The following is a 19908-nucleotide window of genomic DNA, read 5'->3' as shown; positions in this document are numbered from 1 at the left end:
TACTTTCCTGCAATCCTGGATTTAGAGATAGTCTTCGGCGAGGGCCTTCAGCTCGCTGCGTGTTTCCTGAAGCGCGCCAAGGAGCGCATCCTTGCCGCCGGCTTTTCTTTCGATGGATGCCTGAGACAGCGCTTCTTTCTGCTGCTTGATCTGTTCCTCGAAGGCATCGGCAACCAGCTTCAGCGCCTGCTGCTGAGCGGACTGCAAAAAGAGCTGAACCTCCGGGCGCAGGCGCCTATCGATGTCGGGCAGCACCTGATTGCGCAGCGCTTCCTTGATTTTTTCGAGCTTTTGGCCTTCGCTGACTTTCCCGAAAACGCCTCCCAGGACCAGGGGCAACAAGGTCAGCGCCACCTTGAGAATCGGGTGAGGCACAAGCGTGCCCACGACGGATGCCATCCCCAACACGCGGGAGCGCACGTCGCCGCCCTTGCCGGAGATGCTGCCCATGGATGAAAGCAGAGCGGGCAGCAATTCCGATTGGAGCTGCTGCAGCAAACCGTCGGTCCAATCTTTCGACACGTGGACTTCCGGGTGCAGACTGCTTGCAACCCGCTGGCTGAAATCATCGACCATCTGGGCAGACATATGGTCCGTTGCCAGTCGGGCACCTTCGATCAGGCCGCTGCGCACCTCATCGGAAACGATGCGTGACAGTTCGTCGTGGCCGCCACGCAGCACGACCTGGGCCATGCTATCGACGGCAAGCTCAAGCCGGTGCCGCACATTCTTCAGGATGTCATCTGTATGGGAAACCAGGTCGGCACCAAGCAGCGCAGCGGTTTTCTGCTTCTGTTCCTGCTGCAACGCCAGCAAAGCTTGCGTCATTTCTTCCAGATGCCTGTCGTTGTCCGCCTGATCACGCTGCAGGCCATCTGTTGCTGCTTTCAGCACCCCGTCCAGGGCACGTTGCTGCTGCTCGAGCGCTGGCTGAAACAACGTGATGAAAAGTACCTCGGGGTCTATGCTCGAAAGCATGGCCTGCACCGATGCGGCGTTGCGCTGACTGACTGCACACACGTTGGCCTCCAGGCCATCGTCTTCCAGGCGCTGGCCGATATGGGTACAAATGGCTTCCACATCCGCGGGCGTGCGCAGATCAGCCTTGTTGACGCAGATCGAGAAGCTGCGACCCAGGTGGGATATCTCATCGATGCGATTCAGGGTGGAGCTGTGCAACGTGCCTTCTTCCACGCTGACCACAAACAAATAATGTGCGCCTTCGCCGATATAGCGGGCAATGGCCTTGTTGTGAGAGTCCAGCGGAGAATTGAAGCCGGGCATGTCGACCAGCACCAGTGGAGCCAGGGCAGCCAGCGCATCATTATTGAGATACAGGCGTACGCAGTCGATTTCTGCGGCGCGGGATTGCAACTGGGGTAGATCTTCGACCCGGAACTCTTCAGTGTGTTCATCGGTAAAAAATACCTGCAGCCGCTCACGGACATCATGGCGCAGTTCGGTGGGAATGGCCGTTTCTGGCGTGATCGCGACGGGCAGCAATTCATTTCCAAGAATGGCATTGAGCAGGGAGGATTTTCCTGCGCTGAATGCGCCCACTACCGGCACCAGAAGTTCCTTGCTGCGGATGGACTCCGCCAATTGACTTACCGGCTGCAGATCTATACCCAGCTTCAATGCAGCAGACTGGTTTTTTTGCAATGTGCGCTCAATAGCGCTCAGATAGTTCAGGAAATTCTGTTGTGCTTTTCGCATGCTGACGCCTTGGAATTGTTGGCTATTAAATGACCGTGAATCGATTTTTTATCGTCGGAATGTGATAGGGACTTACTCAGGAACCCATTTCTTCAACGCTTCTTTCAGCCCGTTCATGAGTGCCTCATGCCACTCCACCGGCTTGACAATGCGCACGTTCGGCAACCAGTAGCGAACGACAGGCAGCAACTGATTGATATGGTTGATATGGGTGGTGACCAATATCGAACCATCGGGGTCTTCGCGGTGCTGCTGCTGGGGCAGCAAGGGACGGCGGGTGAAGTAATGGGCGATTTCCCGATTCACGCGCAGCAGGACTTCCGTGGTATCGGTGGTGAACCAGACGTCGTCCTTGGCATTGATGTAGTCGATGTGAGCTCGCTTGGGCAGGAAGGTGCTGCTCTCATCGACATGCAAGCCGTCAATCAACGCGACGCTGAAATTCTTCAGCTTTTCACCCTCTTCCGCGGCCAGATACCAAACACCGTTTTTGTGGATCAGCCGGTATGGCTGTACTTGGCGGGCCTTGGCTTTGTAGTTGAAGCGGCAAACTTGATGCAGTTCGGTTGCAACCTGCAGCCGGGAAAATTCCTGCGTGCGGGGGCGCAGATCTTCCTGCGCAATGGGTTGCACGTGCATGGGACGCTGCTGCTCGGGGGTATGAAGCTGCTCCAGCAGATAACGCAAGCTATTGTCGGGAAACAGCTGCTCCGTTCCTGACAGGCGCGCATATCCATGCAAGTGCTTGGCGGGGATGCTGCTACGGGCTGAACGTGTAAGAAGCCAGCGCCCATCTTCATCGCGCTCGACAATGCCGCGCAAGCGCTCGCCGAGATCGCGCTCTATCGTACGCACATCCACCTGAAAATCTTCGGCAAGCTGATGCTTGTCAAGTGCGTCGCCTTGATGCAGCCGCGCCAGAATATGAGACAAGCGCTGGGCCAGCTTTTCGCCTTTCGACACTGAATCTACTGACTGGAAAGCGGACATTCAAAAAACTGTGAAGTAGTTAATGAATGTAACTATAAGTGTTGGGTGCGACACGTTGTGTCGGTTGCTGGTTTTCCGAGATTTTTTCTGCTTTTATTTTTGCCCGCAACGCTCGCAGAACAACGCCAACACGCTCATCGGTCCGGAAATGGGAAAACACACGATGCCCTGCTTCAGTCATCGCCTTGAGCTGCCTTTTTAGAAGCGGGAGAGCTTCACATTCCAGTGAAGCCCTGATCTCAGATTGCGGCGGTATACAGCAGGCCCCCGTCCAGCACGCCCACCAGCTCGGCCGTAGGATGTGCCAGCGCGTACTGCACGGCCGCGTCGACCAGCTCACGCGAAGCCAGTTCACCGCTTTGCAGTTGCTGCACGAACGGCTGCAGCTGCTGCTGCGTGCCCGCGCTGCCCGTGGCGTTGGTCCAGAGCAATTGCACCAGTTCCTGCGCCGTGAACGCATGGCCTTGCTGCTGTTGCAGCGCGTCGATCGCGAAACCGCTGAGCACTTCGACGCTCATGCCGGAATCCAGCGCCGCCAGACCCGCGCCCGCCAGGCCCTGGTGCGTGAGTCCCGCGGTGCCGAACAGCACCGACAACAGGCCCGCCACCTGGCCGGCCGTGCCTTGGGTGTCGAGCGCCACGCTGACATCTTTCAGGTGCAGGCGTTCCACGCTCACGGTTTCAGCCATGTTGCCGTCGATCAGCGAGGTGCCTTCCCAGCGGTCAATGCCGGTGCGCGCCAGATGCACTTCGCTCCAATTCAGTTCGACCCGGACTTCATCGTGGCCGGCCGTGCCCAGGTTGAGCTCCGGAATCACGTCCATGCGCACGATCTGCGCGTTGTCCTGCAGGCCGGCGACCAGCTGCTGGGCTGTGAGGCCGGGGAACAGCGCGGGCGCCGCCTGCAGCACCACTTCGGCGACCTGCAGTGCCGTCAGCGCGCTGTGCTGCTGGGCCCAGGCGCCCTGCTCGGCTGTGGGCGCTAGGCCCAGCCAGCGCGTGGCGATATGCGCCACGGCGGCTTCGGCCTCGCTGTCGGCGATGTACAGCGCCGGGCCGCTGTCGAACTTGACCTGCTCTATGGATTTCAGACGATCGACTTCTCCGCTGGCCCGGTGCGTGAAAACGAGGAACTGACCGTCGGTGGCCAGCGTGTAGTCGGCCAGGCTGCCCGACTGCAGCGCGGTGTCCCAGCCCAGGCCGCCGTCGAGGCGGTCGTTGCCCGTCCCGCCCGACAGCGTGTCGTGGCCCGTGCCGCCAAACACGATGTCGTTGCCCGCATCGCCGAACACCTGGTCGTTGCCGCCCAGGCTGCCCACGGTGTCGTTGCCGCCGCCGCCATGCAGGATGTCGTCATCGGCGCCGAGCACCGTCCATTGGGCTGCGCCATCGCCACTGGCCATGTTCTGGCCCGCACCGCCAATGACACGCACGTCACCGATGACGGCGATGAAGTCAACGTTGTCCACCTGTATCACACTGCCCGCAGGCAAGGCGCGAGCGTCGAGAATGACCAACTGCTGGCCGTCGCCGGCCAGTGTGCTGCCGCGCACAACGAATGGAACGCTGGCGTCGAAACCGGTGCCCGCGCTCAGCGTCAGAGTCTGGATGTGCAGCACGGTGGAGGGGCTGACTGCGCTGTCGAAGAGACGGCCCAGCCCCAATTGGTCGGCGTCGCCGCCCGCGCGCTCTATGCGCAGCAGCAGTTCGTTGAGCGCGGCGTCGCCGCGCAGGCCCGAGGCCACGCCCTGGGCCTGCACGCCCACGCCCTCGGGAACACCGATCTCGAGGATGGCGTGGCCATCGGCTGCCTTGACAATGGCAATGTCAGCCAGATTCGCGTCGGACGTACCCGGGTCGTCGTCGCGCACGGCACCGACCACCGGAATGCTGATGATGGTCGTGCCGCCTTCGCCGGGGCGGGTCACGACTTGCACACCATCCACGATCTCGACGGGGTTCGCCGGATTGGTGGGTTCCGTGGGGACAATGGGACGTGCAGCGGCGATCAGCGCATAGCTTTGCATGACGGGATTGGGAACAAAGCCATCGCTTACGCTGATGGAAATGGCGGCGGCCCCGGCTGCAGCGGCCGTGAACGTCGCGCCAGCCAGCAGCGAGTTGATCGCCGCCGACGATCCCTGCAAGGTGTACGCGCCTGCGAGCAGCGTCACCGTGACGCCGCCGTGCACGCCTACGGCCAGCTGACCTATCGTTCCATTGGTGGCGGCAAGCGTCACGGTCAAGGCATCGCCGTCCGTATCGGCCACGGTGAAGTCCGCCAAAGCCGCGGCAACGCCCACGGTGACCGCCGAGGCATTGGCCGGCACTCCGGCAATGGCAGGCGACAGATTGGGCGTCACCGAGATCGACAGCGTCCGCGCGAACACATTGCCCGCGGCATCGGTGGAGGAAACACGGACGCTGTGCGGGCCCGGGCCTGCCGCGGCCGGGTCGTTGATGTGCAGTTGCCCGCTCACGATGGAGAACAACGCGTTGTCCGCATCGCCCTGACCGCCGACCAGCGCATAGGTGAACGGCGCGCCCGCGCTGCCGCTGTCGGTCGATTCGAGGTTGCCGACGAGAGCGTTGAAGCCGGCGACATCGCGCACCGTGCTCTTCGACAGCACGATGTCCGTGGCGGCCTGGGTGTCGACCGCCAGCGCGGCGGCCGCACCGGCTGCGCCGGTATTGCCCGCGGCATCGGTCTGGCGCACTTGCACATCACCGGCAGCATAGCTGCCATCGGCCAGGTCGAAAGACGAACCCGCGCCCGCATTCCAATTGTCGCCGCCGTCGATGGAGTATTCCCAGCTGCCATTCGGCTCCAGACCCACGACATCGACCCTGGGGTTGGACGTGACGCCATCGCTGCTGTTGCTGCCGGTATCGACGGCCAGCGCCAGGGTCGGTGCATCGGGGTTGGTGTGATCCAGGGTATAGGTTTGGCCCGAACCGTAACCGGCGAAGATGTCGGCGCCCGTGGCGACACTCTTGATATTCGTACCGCTGGAATCGAGGTCCAAGCGCAGCGTGCCATCGCCCGAAAGGCTTCCCACCGTCACGGTATAGGTGATGTAATCCGTCGTCTGCACGGCAGTCACTGCCCCCCCTGCGGATCCCGTCGAAGCCAGCAGGAAATCGCCGTCATTCACGCCAGAGACCGCTTCGCTGAAGGTGACGGTATAAATAACCTCCGCAGCGTTGGTCAGTTCGCTGGCGCCCGTTTCGCGAACGATGCTGGCGACGGCAGGCGCATTCACCACTGTCAGCGTGAAGTCCGAAAAGACGGTGTAGGGTCCATGGGGCGCCGTGCCCGCATCGGTGACCCTCACCCGTACGGCCAGCCCCCCCAGGTCTTCGTCTGCGGGCGTGCCGCTGAACACTCTTGTGGCCGCATCGAAGTACAGCCACGAAGGCAAGGCCGTGCCATCGACCAGTGTCGCCGTGTAGGTCAGCGTGTCGCCCGCATCGGGGTCGCTGAACGCGGCTTCGGGAACGGCAAACGAAAACCCGCGCTCCACGGACGCAATCTGCGCTTGCAGCGCCGCACCGACGACCGGGGTCTCGTTCACATCGGTGAGCGTGATGGTGAAATCCTTATCGAAGAACAACCCGCCCTCGTCCGTGGTGCGCACCGTGACCGCATAGCTGGACTGGGTCTCGAAATCCAGCGTGGTTCCCGCAGCGAACTGCAGTTCGCCGGCAACGATCACGAAAGCCGCAGCGTCGTACCGCTCGACAATGGAGTAGGTGTGCAGTGTTCCTAAATCCACGTCGCTGGTCGATAGCGTGCCCACGACGCCATTCGAGTCTTCGGCGACCGTGGTGCTCGACAGCAGGATGTTGGTGGGCGCGTCGTTGACACTGGACACCACCAACTGCGCGCTGGCAGTGCCCGCGGAAAAAGCCGAGATGCCGCCGTTGTTCGCGGCGGTGTCGGCGCTGCTGCGCACGATATTGGTCGAGGCCGTGCCGCTGGACTGGTCCCACGCACGCACGGTCAGCGTCGCGGTTTCGCCATTTTCCCGGTCCGGTTGATAGCGAACCTGCGACGTGGACGACAGCAGCAGCGCCGCACTCTGGCTGACCACACCCAACTCATGCCACGCGCTGCCGTCGATGGAGTATTGCCAGGTGCCATTGCCGGATGTTGCCGTGACCGCAACGCCCGACAGCGCCAGCCCGTCCGGGTCGGAGTGCGTCAGCCCTTGCAGCAGCGTCGACACCAGCGTGCCCGCGGAATCCGTGTCCTCGTCGGTGCCTGCAAGAATGTAGGGGCCGCCGCCGAGCACCGGCGCATCGTTGACCGCTTCGAGGGTGACGGTAGAAGCGATCGCCGGATTCGACGTATCCACGCCGCTGTTGGCTGTGCCGCCAGTGTCGCTGATGGATGTCAGGGTGACTACACGGTTGGCACTGTCGGTGGGGTTCTGGCTGGTGTTTTCATAGGCCGCCGCGTTGAGCAGCGCCAGCACCGTCGATGCCGGCAGACCGCCGGCCTTCACCAGCGTGACGGAAGCTGTGCCCGCGGCCAGTGCCACGGAGTAGACCAGCCCGTTGAGGCCAGTGGTGCCGCTGTTGTTGTGGGTCAGCGCGATCTGCGCGCCGTCGAAGATGAAAATCTCGCTCGCGCCGTCGGAGACATTGCTGACCGTGAAAGTCAGGCCTCCGATGTTCTGGCCAGCCTCTACCGCATCGACGGCGCTTGCCGTGAACAGCAGCACGGGGCCGCCATCCTCGACGAAATCCGGATGGGTCGGCGTGGCAGTGACGATAGGCGCATCGTTGACATCGGTCACATTGACCGTCACTACCGCGGCCGTGCTGGTGCCCCCGTCGCCGTCGGCGAGGGTGATGGACACGCTGCGCGGCGCGGTACTGGGCGCGGTCGTATTGCTATTGGCGTAGGTCAGGCTTTGCAGCAGCGCCGTTACTGCGGGCGGCGTGGCGCTGACGCTGTTGAAAGTGACCGTCAACGGACTGCCATTGCTGCCTCCGGCGATCGCTCCGATGGCGATGCCTTCGTAGGTCACGCTACCACCCGACACTCCGATCTGACCCAACCCCGTGCCCGTGCTGCGGACCCCCAGCACATCCTCTGCGGCAGTGCCGTGCGCCGTGATCTGCACCGTGAGTGTGCCGCCATTGAAGTCGTCCGAATCGCTGTCGGTGACCGTGGCATTGCTGCCGAGGTCCAGCAGCACGCCGGTCGAGTCCTCCAGGAAATTCACCGCGTCGCCGTTCAACGCGTCGACCACAGGAGCGATGTTGGGCAACTGGACATTGGCGACTCGAAAGCTGTCCAAGGTGATGTGCGAGGCGCTTGCGGTGGCGCCGCTGATCATGATGCTGAACTTCGACAATCCGGTGAACTGGCTGAAATCGGGTGTGCCGAAGAAGTCGCTGCCGGCCGCGCTGTTCATCGCCGTGGTGATGGTCGCTCCCCCTGCGAATTTGGTGCCGATGATCTTGATGTCGTATGCGCTGGAAATTCCGTCCACATACTTTTCCAACGCCAGTGCGGTCAGGTCAAACTGGCCCACATTCAGCCCGTCGGCAGACACTTCGAACGAGCCATCCGTGCCGACATTCGTGTTGAGGAAAACACCGATGTCCGTGGAGCTGGACGCACCCAGCGCGGCACTGCTTCCCAAGGCAAATCCAGGAACAAAATGAGACAGGTTGTGGCTCCACAGCACGTCGACCAATTCATCGCTGGGCGCGCCCATGGCCTGCTTCAGGCTGATCGTCGAAGCGATGTTGAACGTCGCAGACGGCACTCCCCCATTGGCGTCACCTCCAGTGTCGCGCAGGCCGGTCAGCGTGACGATGCGGGCGCTGTCGGCTGTCAGGTCGGAAGTGTTGCGGTAGCCAAGGCCGTCGATCAGGGCCGAGGCCTCGGCGGCGGAAATTCCAGTGGCTTTCTCGAGGGTGACGGTGGCCGTCGTGCCGCTCACGCTGACCGACACGGCAAGGCCGAGGCCGGGCGTGGTCGTCGCGGCGCCATCGACGAGCGACACACTCTTGCCATCGACGCGCAAGACCTCCGCAGGGCCGTCAGCCAGGCCGGCAATGCGCAGCGTGATGAGATCGATTTTCTGCGCATTCTCCACAGCGCTGACGCTCACGTTGGAGAACAGATCTGCCGGCAGCGAGGCGCTTTCGTTGAAGAGTGGGTCGACCGCCGTCGCGCTCAGCGTGGGCGCCTGATTGGGTGTATTGGCAGGTGGCTGGGCGGCAATGAGCGAGGCGTCGTAAATGTCGAAACTTTCGACATTGAAGTAATCGGTCACATCCCGTCCTTCCGGGCTGCCAGGATCGATGATGTCGAACTGGATCTTGATGGTGTCGAGTTGCTTGCCTTGCAAGGGACCATAGTCGATGTCGTATGCGGTGTCATAGACGCCGACGCTGCTGAAGGGCGCGGTACGGCCGACCTCGACGCCGCCGGCATAGCCGATGACGACAATTTGGCTGTAATCGGTTTCCGCCATGCCAGCGGCGCCGCCGGTGTGGAAATCACCGATCACCGCGCCGTTCAGATAGAAGCTGCCGGAAGTGGTGAAAGTGAGGGTCGAGGTGTAATTGCCCTCCACAGGACTGCCAACGATATAGGCACCGCTTCCATCTGCGCCAAGACTCCAATTTTGATCGCCTCTGTTGCTCGCGGCGCTGATGGTGAAAAATCCATCCTGGGTGACGTATGCACCGTTTCCAGAGGGGGTGGCTCCATTGAAGTTGTACGCGGGTTCAGCTCCTGGCGCGCCCACCAGCAGCGCGTCGAAGGCCTGCGCCTGCGCCGCATCGAACACCGGTACGCTGGCGATGGCGCCGACCTCGAACTCCAGATCCCAATCGCCGCCAAGCCTTGCCGCGCCAGTCGAATCATTCGAAGCAGCGACGTCGGCGCCGCTGGCCTCGGCCAGCAGGCTCACGAAATTCCGGCCGGTTTCGTCCGCCGCCACGGAGCAGCCGTAAAGCAGCCAGTCGGCCCCAGGCGCGAGATGTGAACCCAGGGCAGCGAGTTCCTGCGCATGCGTGCGCACCGCGGCCGCGTCAAAACGCAAGCCGTCAAGCAGCACGAATCCCGCGCCGCCATGGGAAATCAGATCCAGCGCGTCCGCAGGGCGGCCCTGCAGCGCCAGTTCGGCCGCCGCTGCCGTGATCTGGGCCAGCGGATCATTGCCGGCCTGCAGCTTCAGCACCACGCTTCCCACGGGCAGGTCTGCAAGCAATTCATCGGGAATGGCGACGGAAGGGTCGATGACGATCAGGCGGGTGGTGGTCATGGCGGCAGACTCGCTAAAGTGAATTCAGATGGAACGCAACGCCACGCACTGGTACATACGAACCAGGACGTGGCGGCAACATTTACTGACGTGAGGGGAAAATGCCTTGCAGCGCGATGATGAAATTGGTGCCCAGATAGGGATTGCGGATCTCCACCGGCTGGCTGGTGCCAATCGGCGCGGATGCCGTCTGCGGCACCGTCACCGTGCCGTTCAACGTGACGTTGAACGGCGCCAGGGTGTCGGAGTTGCTCTGCGCAGCGCCGTAGATGGCCGTCCCCCGGCCGGTGGAAGCGGGCACGGCGTTGGCCGGTGCGCCGGTCGTTGCGGCGGCGATGGATACAGGAACGGCGACCGGCCCGGTGGTGGACACATTGACGGTCTGCGCGGGAATCTGCACGGTGTGGATAGGCAATTGCGAAGTGTTCAGCGTCACGCTGGGCGTGCCGGCAATCTCGCCTTGCACGACAGCGGCCAACCCGGGACCCTGGCCTATGCCTACAGGCGTGCGGCCACGGTAATCGGGCAGACCAAAGGTTTGCTGGCCGTTGCCGCCAAAGGTCGTGCCCAGAAGCGCGAACAGCGCCTGGTTCTGCGCCACTCCCACCAGGGCCCCATTGGCCGAAGCCCAGCCAACGGGCGGGAAGTTGAAGCCTACGAGGCGAATTTCGCCGAGAAACGGGTCACTCATGATGGACTTGCTCGCTTGGAAAAAAGGAAGCACAAGGCAAGCCGCCGGGGCGGGCTGCCGATGAAATCCGCGGTGCCCGACCCAAGTCGGGATACCGCGGCAGGAACCACCGCAAGGCCTTACCCTGGCCATCCGTATTGCGGTGAAACGACCCGCCAGGTCAACCAGCCCGGCGGCGCAGCGCTGCGCTAGGCAACGACCGCGGAATCAAGTTCGACGTGAAAGACCGCCTCGAGCCGGGCCTGGGCCGAACGTCCGGGCCGCATCGGCGCGACGAACAGCAGCCATCCGGGATGAGGCGCAGATTCACCATCAGCGGCCACAGGCGCAATCAGATAGCTGCCCTGGGGAGCGTTGATGCCGGGCAGCAGATCGAACATGGCGCTGTAAGTGGTGTGCCAGGCATCGACGGCCGTGCCCCCATCGACAGAGGTCAGCGTTGCCGGCACGCTGCGTCCCTGCGAGTCGGTGATGGAGAAGGCGCTGCCGACGAGCGCCTGCAGCGCCTGCTGCGAAGGAATGGTTTCTGCCATGGAGAAAGTCATAGAGTTGGTTCAGGCACCGCGGCAATCCGCCGCAGACGCAGATAGATCTGGTTGTCATCCTCGATGACGAAGCCCAGTCGCTCGTAAAGCCGCCGCGCGGGATTGAATGTCTCGACATGCGCGACGACCGGCCGCTGCAGCTGGTCTGCCTGCCGACACAATGCCTGCAGCAGCAAAGTGCCCAGGCCCCGGCCCCGCCAGGCGGGGCTCAGCGAGATGTCCACCAGCCGAATTTCGGCGCCCGCGTCGATGAACAGGCGACCGATGCGCCCGCCTTGGCGATGGACCATGATCAGGTGGTCGGCCCGGGTGTAATGCTGGTCGTAATACTGGCGCTGCGCGGCCCACTGCTGCGCAAGAAACCCGCGCTTGCTGTCATCGGTCCAGGCCGTGGGCGCAAGCTCCTCCCATCGTGTCGAGGCATACAACTCGCACAGGAAGTCGCTGTCCTGGGGCGTCACGCAACGCAGCTCGACATCGAAAGCCGCAACGATCTTCCGCAGGTGTTTGCCCAGCGCAGATACGCTTTCTTCCTTCACGCAAACCACCTCTTCGGTCATCGCTGATCCCTTCCTTGACGTTGCCATCCACGAAAAAACTCCGGACACTTTATTGGAATAAAAAAATTAAAGCGATAACTTTTTTATTCAAATAACGTGTTTTGTTACATGTAGCCCGAGGATTCGCGTCAATGACTAACGATCTGGCGAAGAAAAAACGGGTCACCGAAGCCTTTGGGTGACCCGTTCAGACAAGTGCTTACAAGTGGACAATGTTAAGTAAAGCGCGTCCTGCGGACAATCACTGATATCAAGGATATGACCCCCTCACGTAGCGTCCCTTGATCGCGGGCCATGAGGCAACTGCGGTGCCTCGCTTCAATGGCGGCAGCCAGGCAGGGTGCGTGGCACGCATAAAAAAACCCCGCAAATCAATGACTTGCGGGGTTTCTTGGTACCCCATGCAATCGCATGAGGCAACAGTCCGAACTCAGACGTTGAACAGGAAGTTCAGCACGTCGCCGTCCTTGACCACATATTCCTTGCCTTCGGAACGCATCTTGCCCGCGTCCTTGGCGGCTTGTTCGCCCTTGAGGGCGATGTAGTCGTCAAAGGCAATGGTCTGCGCGCGAATGAAGCCGCGCTCGAAATCGCCGTGGATCACGCCAGCGGCCTGGGGTGCGGTGGCGCCGACGGGCACGGTCCAGGCGCGGACTTCCTTCACACCGGCGGTGAAGTAGGTCTGCAGACCCAGCAGGCTGAAGCCGGCGCGGATCAGGCGGTTCAGGCCGGGTTCGTCCTGGCCCATTTCGGCGAGGAACATGTCGCGGTCTTCGTCGCTCATTTCGGCCATTTCGGCTTCCATCTTGGCGCAGATGGCGACCACGGGCGCGCCCTGGGCGGCCGCGTATTCCTTCAGGCGATCGAGCAGCGGGTTGTTCTCGAAGCCGTCATCGCTGACGTTGCCGACGAACATCGCGGGCTTGGCGGTGATCAGGCAGAACTGCTTGAGCAGCGGCGCATCTTCCTTGGAGACCGGCACCACGCGCGCGGGCTTGCCTTCGTTGAGTGCGGCCAGAATGGGCGTGAGCAGCGACACCAGCTTGGCGGCTTCCTTGTCGTTGCCCGACTTGGCGGCCTTGCTGTGGCGGTTGAGCGCCTTTTCGACGGTGGTCATGTCGGCCAGGCACAGCTCGGTCTGGATGACTTCGATGTCCGAGATCGGGTCGACGCGGCCGGCAACGTGGATCACGTTGTCGTCTTCGAAGCAACGCACGACGTTGACGATGGCGTCGGTTTCGCGGATGTGGGCCAGGAACTGGTTGCCCAGGCCTTCACCCTTGCTCGCGCCCGCGACCAGGCCGGCGATGTCGACGAATTCGACGATGGCCGGAACGATGCGCTCGGGATGGATGATCTCGGCGAGCTGCTGCAGGCGCGGATCAGGCACTTCGACCACGCCGGTGTTCGGCTCGATGGTGCAGAAGGGATAGTTTTCAGCCGCAATGCCGGCCTTGGTCAGTGCATTGAAGAGGGTGGACTTGCCCACATTGGGCAGGCCCACGATGCCGCATTTCAGGCTCATGGCAGGGCTTTCTGGAAATCTGGGGACAAACCCGGTATTTTAAGGCTTGGGACATATCCTTGCCAGCCATGCCTTACGGGCATGGCGGAAACCGGGCTGTCCCCCGCGCGAAAATCGCGCCGGCGATCAGAACGCGTGCGACATTCCCACGCCGAAAGCGGTGCGCGATTCCACATGCGCATCGCGCTTGTTGCCCAGGCTCGCGTACAGCGTGGTGCGCTTTGACAGCGCGTAGTCGGCGCCGAGCGAGACAAAGCGGTTGGTGTCCTGGTTCAGCCGCTGGTGGCCATAGCCGGCCTTGAGCGTGGTCGCGCCCATGCGGTAAGTGCCGCCCAGCGTCGTGGAGCGCGACTTGGCGAGGTTGCCGGCGCTGCGGCTGTCGTCATGGGCCACCATCAGCGCGGCGTTGCCGAAGGTGTACTTGCCCGCGAGGAAGCTGTTCTTGTCGCCCACGCTGTTGCGCTCGTAAGCCGCCATCGCGGCCACCGCCTGCTGCTCGTATTCGAGCACTGCGGAATACGGGCGCTCGGTCGCGCCGAGTTCGCGCTGGCGTTCGGGCGAGGCGCTCAGGCGCAGCGTGAAGCCCGCGATCTTGGGCGAATCGTAGAAGATGCCGTTGTTGATGCGGCCGTACTCGGCCGTGCCGTTGTTGCCGAATGGATCGCTCGGTGTCAGCGCATGCCACTGGTACCAGGCGGGCGAGGCAATGCGGTTGAAGTTGCCCCAGGGATCGAACTTCCAGTCCTGCGCCCACATCGCCGTGAGGGCCCGCCCCACGCGCACCGTGCCGAAGCTGCCCTGCAGGCCCACGGTGGATTCGTCATGCCAGAAAGGCTTGACGCCCGCGCCTTCGGTCTCGCCTCTATCGAGTTCTAGGCGCGTGCTCAGGCGGAACACGGCCTTGAGGCCGCCGCCCAGATCTTCGAAGCCCGAGATCGCCACATTGCTGCGCTGGATCGTGCCCAGCTGATTGACGCCATCAAAGCCGCGATAGACGCCCGCGTCGAGCAGGCCGTTGATGGATACCGAGGATTGCGCCCAGGCGGGCACGCAGGCCGCGAGGGTGCCAAGGACTGCACAGGCCAGAAGCCGGGGTGGGTTGCAGCGCATGATGAATTCTCCTTTGGTCGTTCGCTGGACGCGACGCCGTTCCAGCCCTTTTTGCAAAAGCAGAAAGCTAGCGCTTCCCGGGACCGGGCGAGCGTCTGATCAGCGAATGGAATCGAGGCAGGTGCCTCGGCGGTGGCCGGGCCTGCGCGTCTTGCGCGCATTGCCGACCGGCAGAAAGCGGCGCGGCCGCACATCCTGTACGCGCCTTGCAAGAAGGGCGATGGCAGGGGCGAACGCCGCAGCATCGAGAGAGCCGCGCCGGGCATTGGAATGAAGTACGAGATGCCTTATTCCGGCCCCGGCGGCCCTGGTCGGAACGACGGTGATCGCGAAGTGGAATTCCACCGCGCGCCGTCTTCCAGCAAACATTCTATTCACCGCGTCTCGCGCCCGCCCAGGAAAAACCCCGCCATGCCCTCAGCGTAGTTCACGGGAACGTTCTGCGCCCAGGTGTATCTATACATGCCATGCGATCACTTTTTCGAGGTATTTGCCGCGCGCATTCTGCGCCGGGCACCGAGGAATACGCAGCCTCCTACAATCCCCAACATGGCGCAAACCTTTGACATCTGTATTCGTGGGGCCGGCATCGTGGGCCGCACCCTGGCCCTGTTGCTCGCCCGTGAACGCCTGCGCGTCGCGCTGGTGGCGTCGCCGACGCCGCCGGCGGGCCACCATGACGTGCGGGCCTATGCCCTGAACGCGGCTTCGCGCCAGCTGCTCGAATCGCTGCGCAGCTGGCCCGACGCCCAGCACGCGACGGCCGTGCGGCACATGGAAGTGCACGGCGACCTCGACGGCAATGTGCATTTCGATGCCCAGGCCCAGGACGTCGCCGCGCTGGCCTGGATCGTCGATGTGCCCGCGCTCGAAGCGCGGCTGGGCGAAGCCGTGCGCTACCAGCCGCTGGTCGAAGTCGTTGACGCCCCTGTGGCCGCGCCGCTCACGGCCGTCTGCGAAGGCCGGGCCAGCCGCACGCGCGCCGAGTTCGGCGTCGAATTTTCCGTCGTGCCCTATGGCCAGCATGCGATCGCCACGCGACTGCATTGCGAGATACCGCACGGCGAGAGCGCGCGCCAGTGGCTCGCGCCCGAAGGCATCCTGGCGCTGCTGCCGCTCGACGGCCCGCAAGGCCAGACCGTGGCCGTGGTCTGGTCCATAGACCAGGAAAACGTCGATGCCTGGATGAAGACCAGCCCCGAAGCGTTCACGCAGCGGCTCGAAGACATCAGCCAGGGCGCGCTGGGCCGGCTCACGCTGGCCAGCGAACGCCTGAACTGGCCGCTGCAGCAAGCCATGGCCGACCGCTGGAGCGGCACATCGGCCGACGGCCGCAGCTGGGTGCTGGTGGGCGACGCCGCCCACAATGTGCACCCGCTGGCCGGCCAGGGACTCAATCTGGGTCTGGGCGATGCCCAGGCCCTGGCGCGCGTTCTGCAGGAGCGCGACGCCTGGCGCAGCGCGGGCGACAACCGCCTGCTGCGCCGCTACGAGCGCGAGCGCAAGGCCGCGCTCGCTCCCATGGGTTTGGCCATGGACGGTCTGCAACAGCTGTTCACGCGCCGCGAAGCGCCTTTGCAGGCCTTGCGCAACTGGGGCATGAAAGGCTTCGAACACAGCGGCCCGATCAAGAACTGGATGGCCCGCCAGGCCATGGGACTCGGGGCCTGAACGCAGGCTCCGCCTGACGCGCCCGCCCCTCAATGACTACGGAACACTCGCTATGAAACTCATTTTCTCCCTGCTGGCCTCTGCTCTTCTGTCCGTCGGCATGACGGCCCAGGCCCAGGACGCCGGCCTGCGCAAGACGCTGACCGAACGCATTCCCCAGCTCGACAAGATCGAGGAAGTGCGGCCCACGCCCATGGCGGGCCTGTTCGAAGTGCGCATAGGCACCGACCTGTTCTACACCGACGCCAAGGGCAACTACCTGATCCAGGGCGAGCTGATCGACACCAAGGCGAAACGCAACCTGACCGAGGACCGTATCAACCAATTGACGGCGGTCGACTTCGCGTCGCTGCCGCTCAAGGACGCATTCACCATCGTGCGCGGCAACGGCGCGCGCAAGATGGCGGTGTTCGAAGATCCGAACTGCGGCTACTGCAAGCGCTTCGAGCGCGACCTGCAGAAAGTCGACAACGTCACCATCCACCTGTTCCTGTATCCCATCCTGAGCCCCGATTCGGCCGAGAAGTCGCGCAACATCTGGTGCGCCAAGGACCGGGTCCTGGCCTGGCATGACCTGATGCTGCGCGACAAGGCCACGCCGCCAGCGAGCTGCGACACCGCGGCGCTGCAGCGCAATCTGGCGTTCGGCCGCAAGTACAAGATCACCGGCACGCCCACGCTGATCTTCGCGAACAACGCGCGCGTGCCGGGCGCGATCAGCGCCGCCGACGTCGAAAAGCACCTCTCGGCCCAATGATCGCGGGGCGCGTCTCGCGCCCCGCGCCTTTCTTTCCCGCGGCTCCGGGCATGCGCCCAGGGCCCTGCCCTGAACCATCACGCCATGCCCAAGCACAACGCCACCCTTCCCGCCGACGTGCATTACCACGTCAGCGCGCATGACCTGCACGCCCGACTGTTCGCCATCGAGTTGCGCGTGCAGTCTCCGGCCGCGCAGCAGCAGGTCGCGCTGCCGGTCTGGATTCCGGGCAGCTACCTGGTGCGCGAGTTCGCCAAGAACCTGCAAGGCCTGCAGGCCACGCAGTCCGGCGAGCCCGTGGCGCTGCGCCAGCTCGACAAGCAGCGCTGGCAGATCGACTGCGTGGCCGGCGTGCCGCTGACCCTGAGCTACCAGGTCTGCGCCTACGACAACTCGGTGCGCACCGCCTGGCTCGACGCGCAGCGCGGCTTCTTCAACGGTACCAGCCTGTGCCTGCGCGTGCTGGGCCAGGAAGACACGCCGCACAGCCTTGAAGTCGCGGCCACGGCAGCGACGGCCGACTGGTCCGTGGCCACCGGACTCACGCCCGCGCGCATCGACAAGCAGGGCTTTGGCCTGTACCGCGCGGGCGGCTACGACGAACTCGTCGACTGCCCCGTGGAAATGGGCAAGTTCTGGAGCGGCTTCTTCGAAGCCGGCGGCGTGCGCCATCAGTTCGTGGTCGCCGGCGCGGCCGAATCGTTCGATCACGCGCGCCTGCTCGAAGACAGCCGCAAGATCTGCGAAGCCGCGATCGCCTTCTGGCAGGGCGCGCCCCACGGCCGCTATGTGTTCATGCTCAACGTCGTCAACGACGGCTACGGCGGGCTGGAGCACCGCAATTCGACGGCGCTGATCTGCGGCCGGCGCGACCTGCCGCGCGTGGGCGACAGCAAGACCAGCGACGGCTACACCACGCTGCTGGGCCTGATCAGCCACGAATACTTCCACACCTGGAACGTCAAGCGCCTGCGGCCCGACGCGTTCGCGCGCTATGACTACGACCAGGAGAACTACACCGAACTGCTGTGGTTCTTCGAAGGCTTCACGAGCTATTACGACGACCTGCTGCTGCTGCGCGCGGGGCTGATCGACGAGGCGCGCTATCTCAAGCTGGTCGCCAAGACCATCAACCAGGTGCTGCAGACACCGGGCCGCGCGCTGCAAAGCGTCGCGCAGTCGAGCTTCGATGCCTGGGTCAAGTACTACCGCCAGGACGAGAACACGGCCAACAGCACCGTGAGCTATTACACCAAGGGCGCGCTGGTCGCGCTGTGCCTTGACCTGAGCCTGCGCCGTGAAGACCGCAGCACGCTGGACGCCGTGATGCGCGCGCTGTGGCAGCGCTGCGATGCCGGGCCGATGAGCGAAGCCGACGTGCTGGCCGTGCTGGAGCAACTTGCGGGCCGCAGCTTCGCGCCCGAACTCGCGCAATGGGTGCACGGCACGCAAGACCTGCCGCTGGCCGAACTGCTGGCCGCGCACGGCGTGCGCCTGCAGGCCGAGCCGCCCCAGCCCGCGCAGCGCCTGGGCCTGCGCGTGCAGGAGAACCACAGCGTGCAGATCAAGGCCGTGCTGCGCGACGGCCTGGCCGAGCGCGCGGGCTTCATGGCCGGCGACGAGTGGCTGGGCATGGAACTGAAAAGCGGCGCGGCCTGGCGCATTGCGAAGCTCGAAGACCTGGCGTTCTACGCGGGCCAGGCCGGCGAAGTCACGGCGCTGATCGCGCGCGATCAGCAGCTGCTGCGTTTGCCGCTGACGCTGAGCGAGACCGATGCGCCGGTGGCCAATATCGGCCTGGCGATCAGCGACAACTCGCTGGCGCGGCGCTGGCTGCGCGATGAGCCGGCGGTCACCGACGAAGTGCTGCCCTGAGCGGCCGACGAACCGGGGACAGCCCCCCTCCCCGGCCTTGGTTATAGTGGCAAAGGCACACACAACTACTACCGGAGATATCCCCTTGGCCTACGAAATGCTGGAAGTTCGCACCGAAGCCGACAAAGTCGGCGTCATCACCCTCAACCGCCCCAAGCAGCTCAATGCCTTGAACGAACAGCTCATGACCGAGCTGGGCGCGGCGCTGCAGGCGTTCGATGCCGACGGGAGCATCGGTTGCGTCATCATCACCGGCAGCGAAAAAGCGTTTGCCGCGGGCGCCGACATCGGCGCGATGGCCAACTACAGCTTCGTCGATGCCTACAAGGGCGACTACATCACGCGCAACTGGGAAACCATTCGCAGCATCCGCAAGCCGGTGATCGCTGCGGTCTCGGGCTTTGCGCTGGGCGGCGGCTGCGAGCTGGCGATGATGTGCGACTTCATCATCGCCGCCGACAACGCGAAGTTCGGCCAGCCTGAAATCAAGCTGGGCGTGATTCCCGGCGCGGGCGGCACGCAGCGCCTGCCGCGCGCCGTGGGCAAGGCCAAGGCCATGGACCTGGCGCTGACCGGCCGCATGATGGACGCCACCGAAGCCGAACGCGCAGGCCTGGTGAGCCGCGTGGTGCCGCTAGCCAAGCTCATGGACGAAGCCCTGGGCGCGGCGCTGCAGATCAGCGACTTCTCGCAGATCGCGGTGATGGCCGCCAAGGAATCGGTCAACCGCGCATTCGAAAGCAGCCTCAGCGACGGCGTGATGTTCGAGCGCCGCCTGTTCCACGCGCTGTTCGCCACTCAGGACCAGAAGGAAGGCATGGATGCGTTCGTGAACAAGCGCCCCGCCAAGTTCACGCACCAGTGAAGCAGAAGATTTTTTGCAAGAAATTCCTTGCCAAGTGTGAGGTCGCTATTTTTTGCATATAATTGTTGGCTTAGGTCGTATAGCTCAGTCGGTTAGAGCGCAGCATTCATAATGCTGATGTCGCAGGTTCGAGTCCCGCTACGACCACCAAACAGGAAACCGCAGTGTTTGCAAAAACACTGCGGTTTTTTCTTTGCCGCAGCGCAATTTCCAAGCGCCGTTTCGGCCTAGGGATAAAAGTTTCCAACCTGGCGGCAACGGAAATTTCTTCCTGTATAATTTCGGGCTATCGGTCGTATAGCTCAGTCGGT

Annotated in this window: 12 protein-coding genes and 1 tRNA gene; 5 read left to right on the top strand and 8 right to left on the bottom strand. The window is 63.4% G+C overall.

Going from position 1 to position 19908, the window contains the following annotated elements; genetic code table 11:
- Positions 1-21: 21 nt before the first annotated feature.
- The 8 genes from KHY18_RS19040 to KHY18_RS19005 form a co-directional block, all read right to left on the bottom strand.
- Positions 22-1716, bottom strand: coding sequence for a dynamin family protein (locus tag KHY18_RS19040; RefSeq protein ID WP_213303476.1), 1695 nt, complete (start codon positions 1714-1716; stop codon positions 22-24).
- A gap of 72 nt (positions 1717-1788) precedes the next feature.
- Positions 1789-2706 (bottom strand): helix-turn-helix transcriptional regulator, encoded by a 918-nt coding sequence (locus tag KHY18_RS19035; protein WP_213303473.1) that lies wholly within the window; start codon positions 2704-2706, stop codon positions 1789-1791.
- Positions 2707-2945: 239 nt separating this feature from the next.
- Positions 2946-9998, bottom strand: coding sequence for a DUF4347 domain-containing protein (locus KHY18_RS19030; RefSeq protein ID WP_213303470.1), 7053 nt, complete (start codon positions 9996-9998; stop codon positions 2946-2948).
- An 82-nt stretch (positions 9999-10080) separates the two neighbouring features.
- On the bottom strand, positions 10081-10689 hold the full coding sequence (locus KHY18_RS19025; protein ID WP_213303468.1) for a phage tail protein: 609 nt from the start codon (positions 10687-10689) through the stop codon (positions 10081-10083).
- Between the two features lie 188 nt (positions 10690-10877).
- Positions 10878-11222 (bottom strand): hypothetical protein, encoded by a 345-nt coding sequence (locus KHY18_RS19020; protein ID WP_213303466.1) that lies wholly within the window; start codon positions 11220-11222, stop codon positions 10878-10880.
- Positions 11223-11230: 8 nt separating this feature from the next.
- The gene (locus tag KHY18_RS19015; protein WP_213303464.1) at positions 11231-11794 is read right to left on the bottom strand and encodes a GNAT family N-acetyltransferase; all 564 of its coding nucleotides are present in this window, start codon (positions 11792-11794) and stop codon (positions 11231-11233) included.
- 430 nt (positions 11795-12224) lie between these two features.
- Positions 12225-13319, bottom strand: coding sequence for a redox-regulated ATPase YchF (gene ychF, locus KHY18_RS19010; RefSeq protein WP_213303462.1), 1095 nt, complete (start codon positions 13317-13319; stop codon positions 12225-12227).
- 126 nt (positions 13320-13445) lie between these two features.
- Complete coding sequence (locus KHY18_RS19005) at positions 13446-14429, bottom strand: porin (RefSeq protein WP_213303460.1); 984 nt, start codon at positions 14427-14429, stop codon at positions 13446-13448.
- Between the two features lie 549 nt (positions 14430-14978).
- On the opposite strand from KHY18_RS19005, the gene KHY18_RS19000 reads away from it, so the two are divergent.
- From KHY18_RS19000 to KHY18_RS18980, 5 genes are all read left to right on the top strand, one after another.
- A complete protein-coding gene (locus tag KHY18_RS19000; protein ID WP_213303457.1) occupies positions 14979-16100 on the top strand; it encodes an FAD-dependent monooxygenase in 1122 nt (373 codons plus the stop codon).
- 52 nt (positions 16101-16152) lie between these two features.
- The gene (locus KHY18_RS18995) at positions 16153-16857 is read left to right on the top strand and encodes a DsbC family protein (protein ID WP_213303454.1); all 705 of its coding nucleotides are present in this window, start codon (positions 16153-16155) and stop codon (positions 16855-16857) included.
- An 84-nt stretch (positions 16858-16941) separates the two neighbouring features.
- Positions 16942-18732: a M61 family metallopeptidase gene (locus KHY18_RS18990; RefSeq protein WP_213303451.1), complete on the top strand. Its 1791-nt coding sequence runs from the start codon at positions 16942-16944 to the stop codon at positions 18730-18732.
- Between the two features lie 85 nt (positions 18733-18817).
- Entirely contained in the window at positions 18818-19597 is a 780-nt protein-coding gene (locus tag KHY18_RS18985; RefSeq protein WP_213303448.1) for an enoyl-CoA hydratase, read from the top strand.
- Positions 19598-19670: 73 nt separating this feature from the next.
- Positions 19671-19747: transfer RNA gene (locus KHY18_RS18980), tRNA-Met, on the top strand.
- Positions 19748-19908: the final 161 nt, after the last annotated feature.

This window comes from Acidovorax sp. CCYZU-2555, from assembly GCF_018413525.1.
Lineage (GTDB): Bacteria > Pseudomonadota > Gammaproteobacteria > Burkholderiales > Burkholderiaceae_C > Comamonas.
The sequence above is the reverse complement of the archived record's forward strand: the minus strand, read 5'-3'. Positions and strand labels throughout refer to the sequence as shown.

Excerpts from the sequence above, each read along its gene's own strand:
- KHY18_RS19040 (WP_213303476.1), bottom strand. The coding sequence starts at position 1,716 with ATGCGAAAAGCACAACAGAATTTCCTGAACTATCTGAGCGCTATTGAG.
- KHY18_RS19035 (WP_213303473.1), bottom strand. The coding sequence starts at position 2,706 with ATGTCCGCTTTCCAGTCAGTAGATTCAGTGTCGAAAGGCGAAAAGCTG.
- KHY18_RS19030 (WP_213303470.1), bottom strand. The coding sequence starts at position 9,998 with ATGACCACCACCCGCCTGATCGTCATCGACCCTTCCGTCGCCATTCCC.
- KHY18_RS19025 (WP_213303468.1), bottom strand. The coding sequence starts at position 10,689 with ATGAGTGACCCGTTTCTCGGCGAAATTCGCCTCGTAGGCTTCAACTTC.
- KHY18_RS19020 (WP_213303466.1), bottom strand. The coding sequence starts at position 11,222 with ATGGCAGAAACCATTCCTTCGCAGCAGGCGCTGCAGGCGCTCGTCGGC.
- KHY18_RS19015 (WP_213303464.1), bottom strand. The coding sequence starts at position 11,794 with ATGACCGAAGAGGTGGTTTGCGTGAAGGAAGAAAGCGTATCTGCGCTG.
- ychF (WP_213303462.1), bottom strand. The coding sequence starts at position 13,319 with ATGAGCCTGAAATGCGGCATCGTGGGCCTGCCCAATGTGGGCAAGTCC.
- KHY18_RS19005 (WP_213303460.1), bottom strand. The coding sequence starts at position 14,429 with ATGCGCTGCAACCCACCCCGGCTTCTGGCCTGTGCAGTCCTTGGCACC.
- KHY18_RS19000 (WP_213303457.1), top strand. The coding sequence starts at position 14,979 with ATGGCGCAAACCTTTGACATCTGTATTCGTGGGGCCGGCATCGTGGGC.
- KHY18_RS18995 (WP_213303454.1), top strand. The coding sequence starts at position 16,153 with ATGAAACTCATTTTCTCCCTGCTGGCCTCTGCTCTTCTGTCCGTCGGC.
- KHY18_RS18990 (WP_213303451.1), top strand. The coding sequence starts at position 16,942 with ATGCCCAAGCACAACGCCACCCTTCCCGCCGACGTGCATTACCACGTC.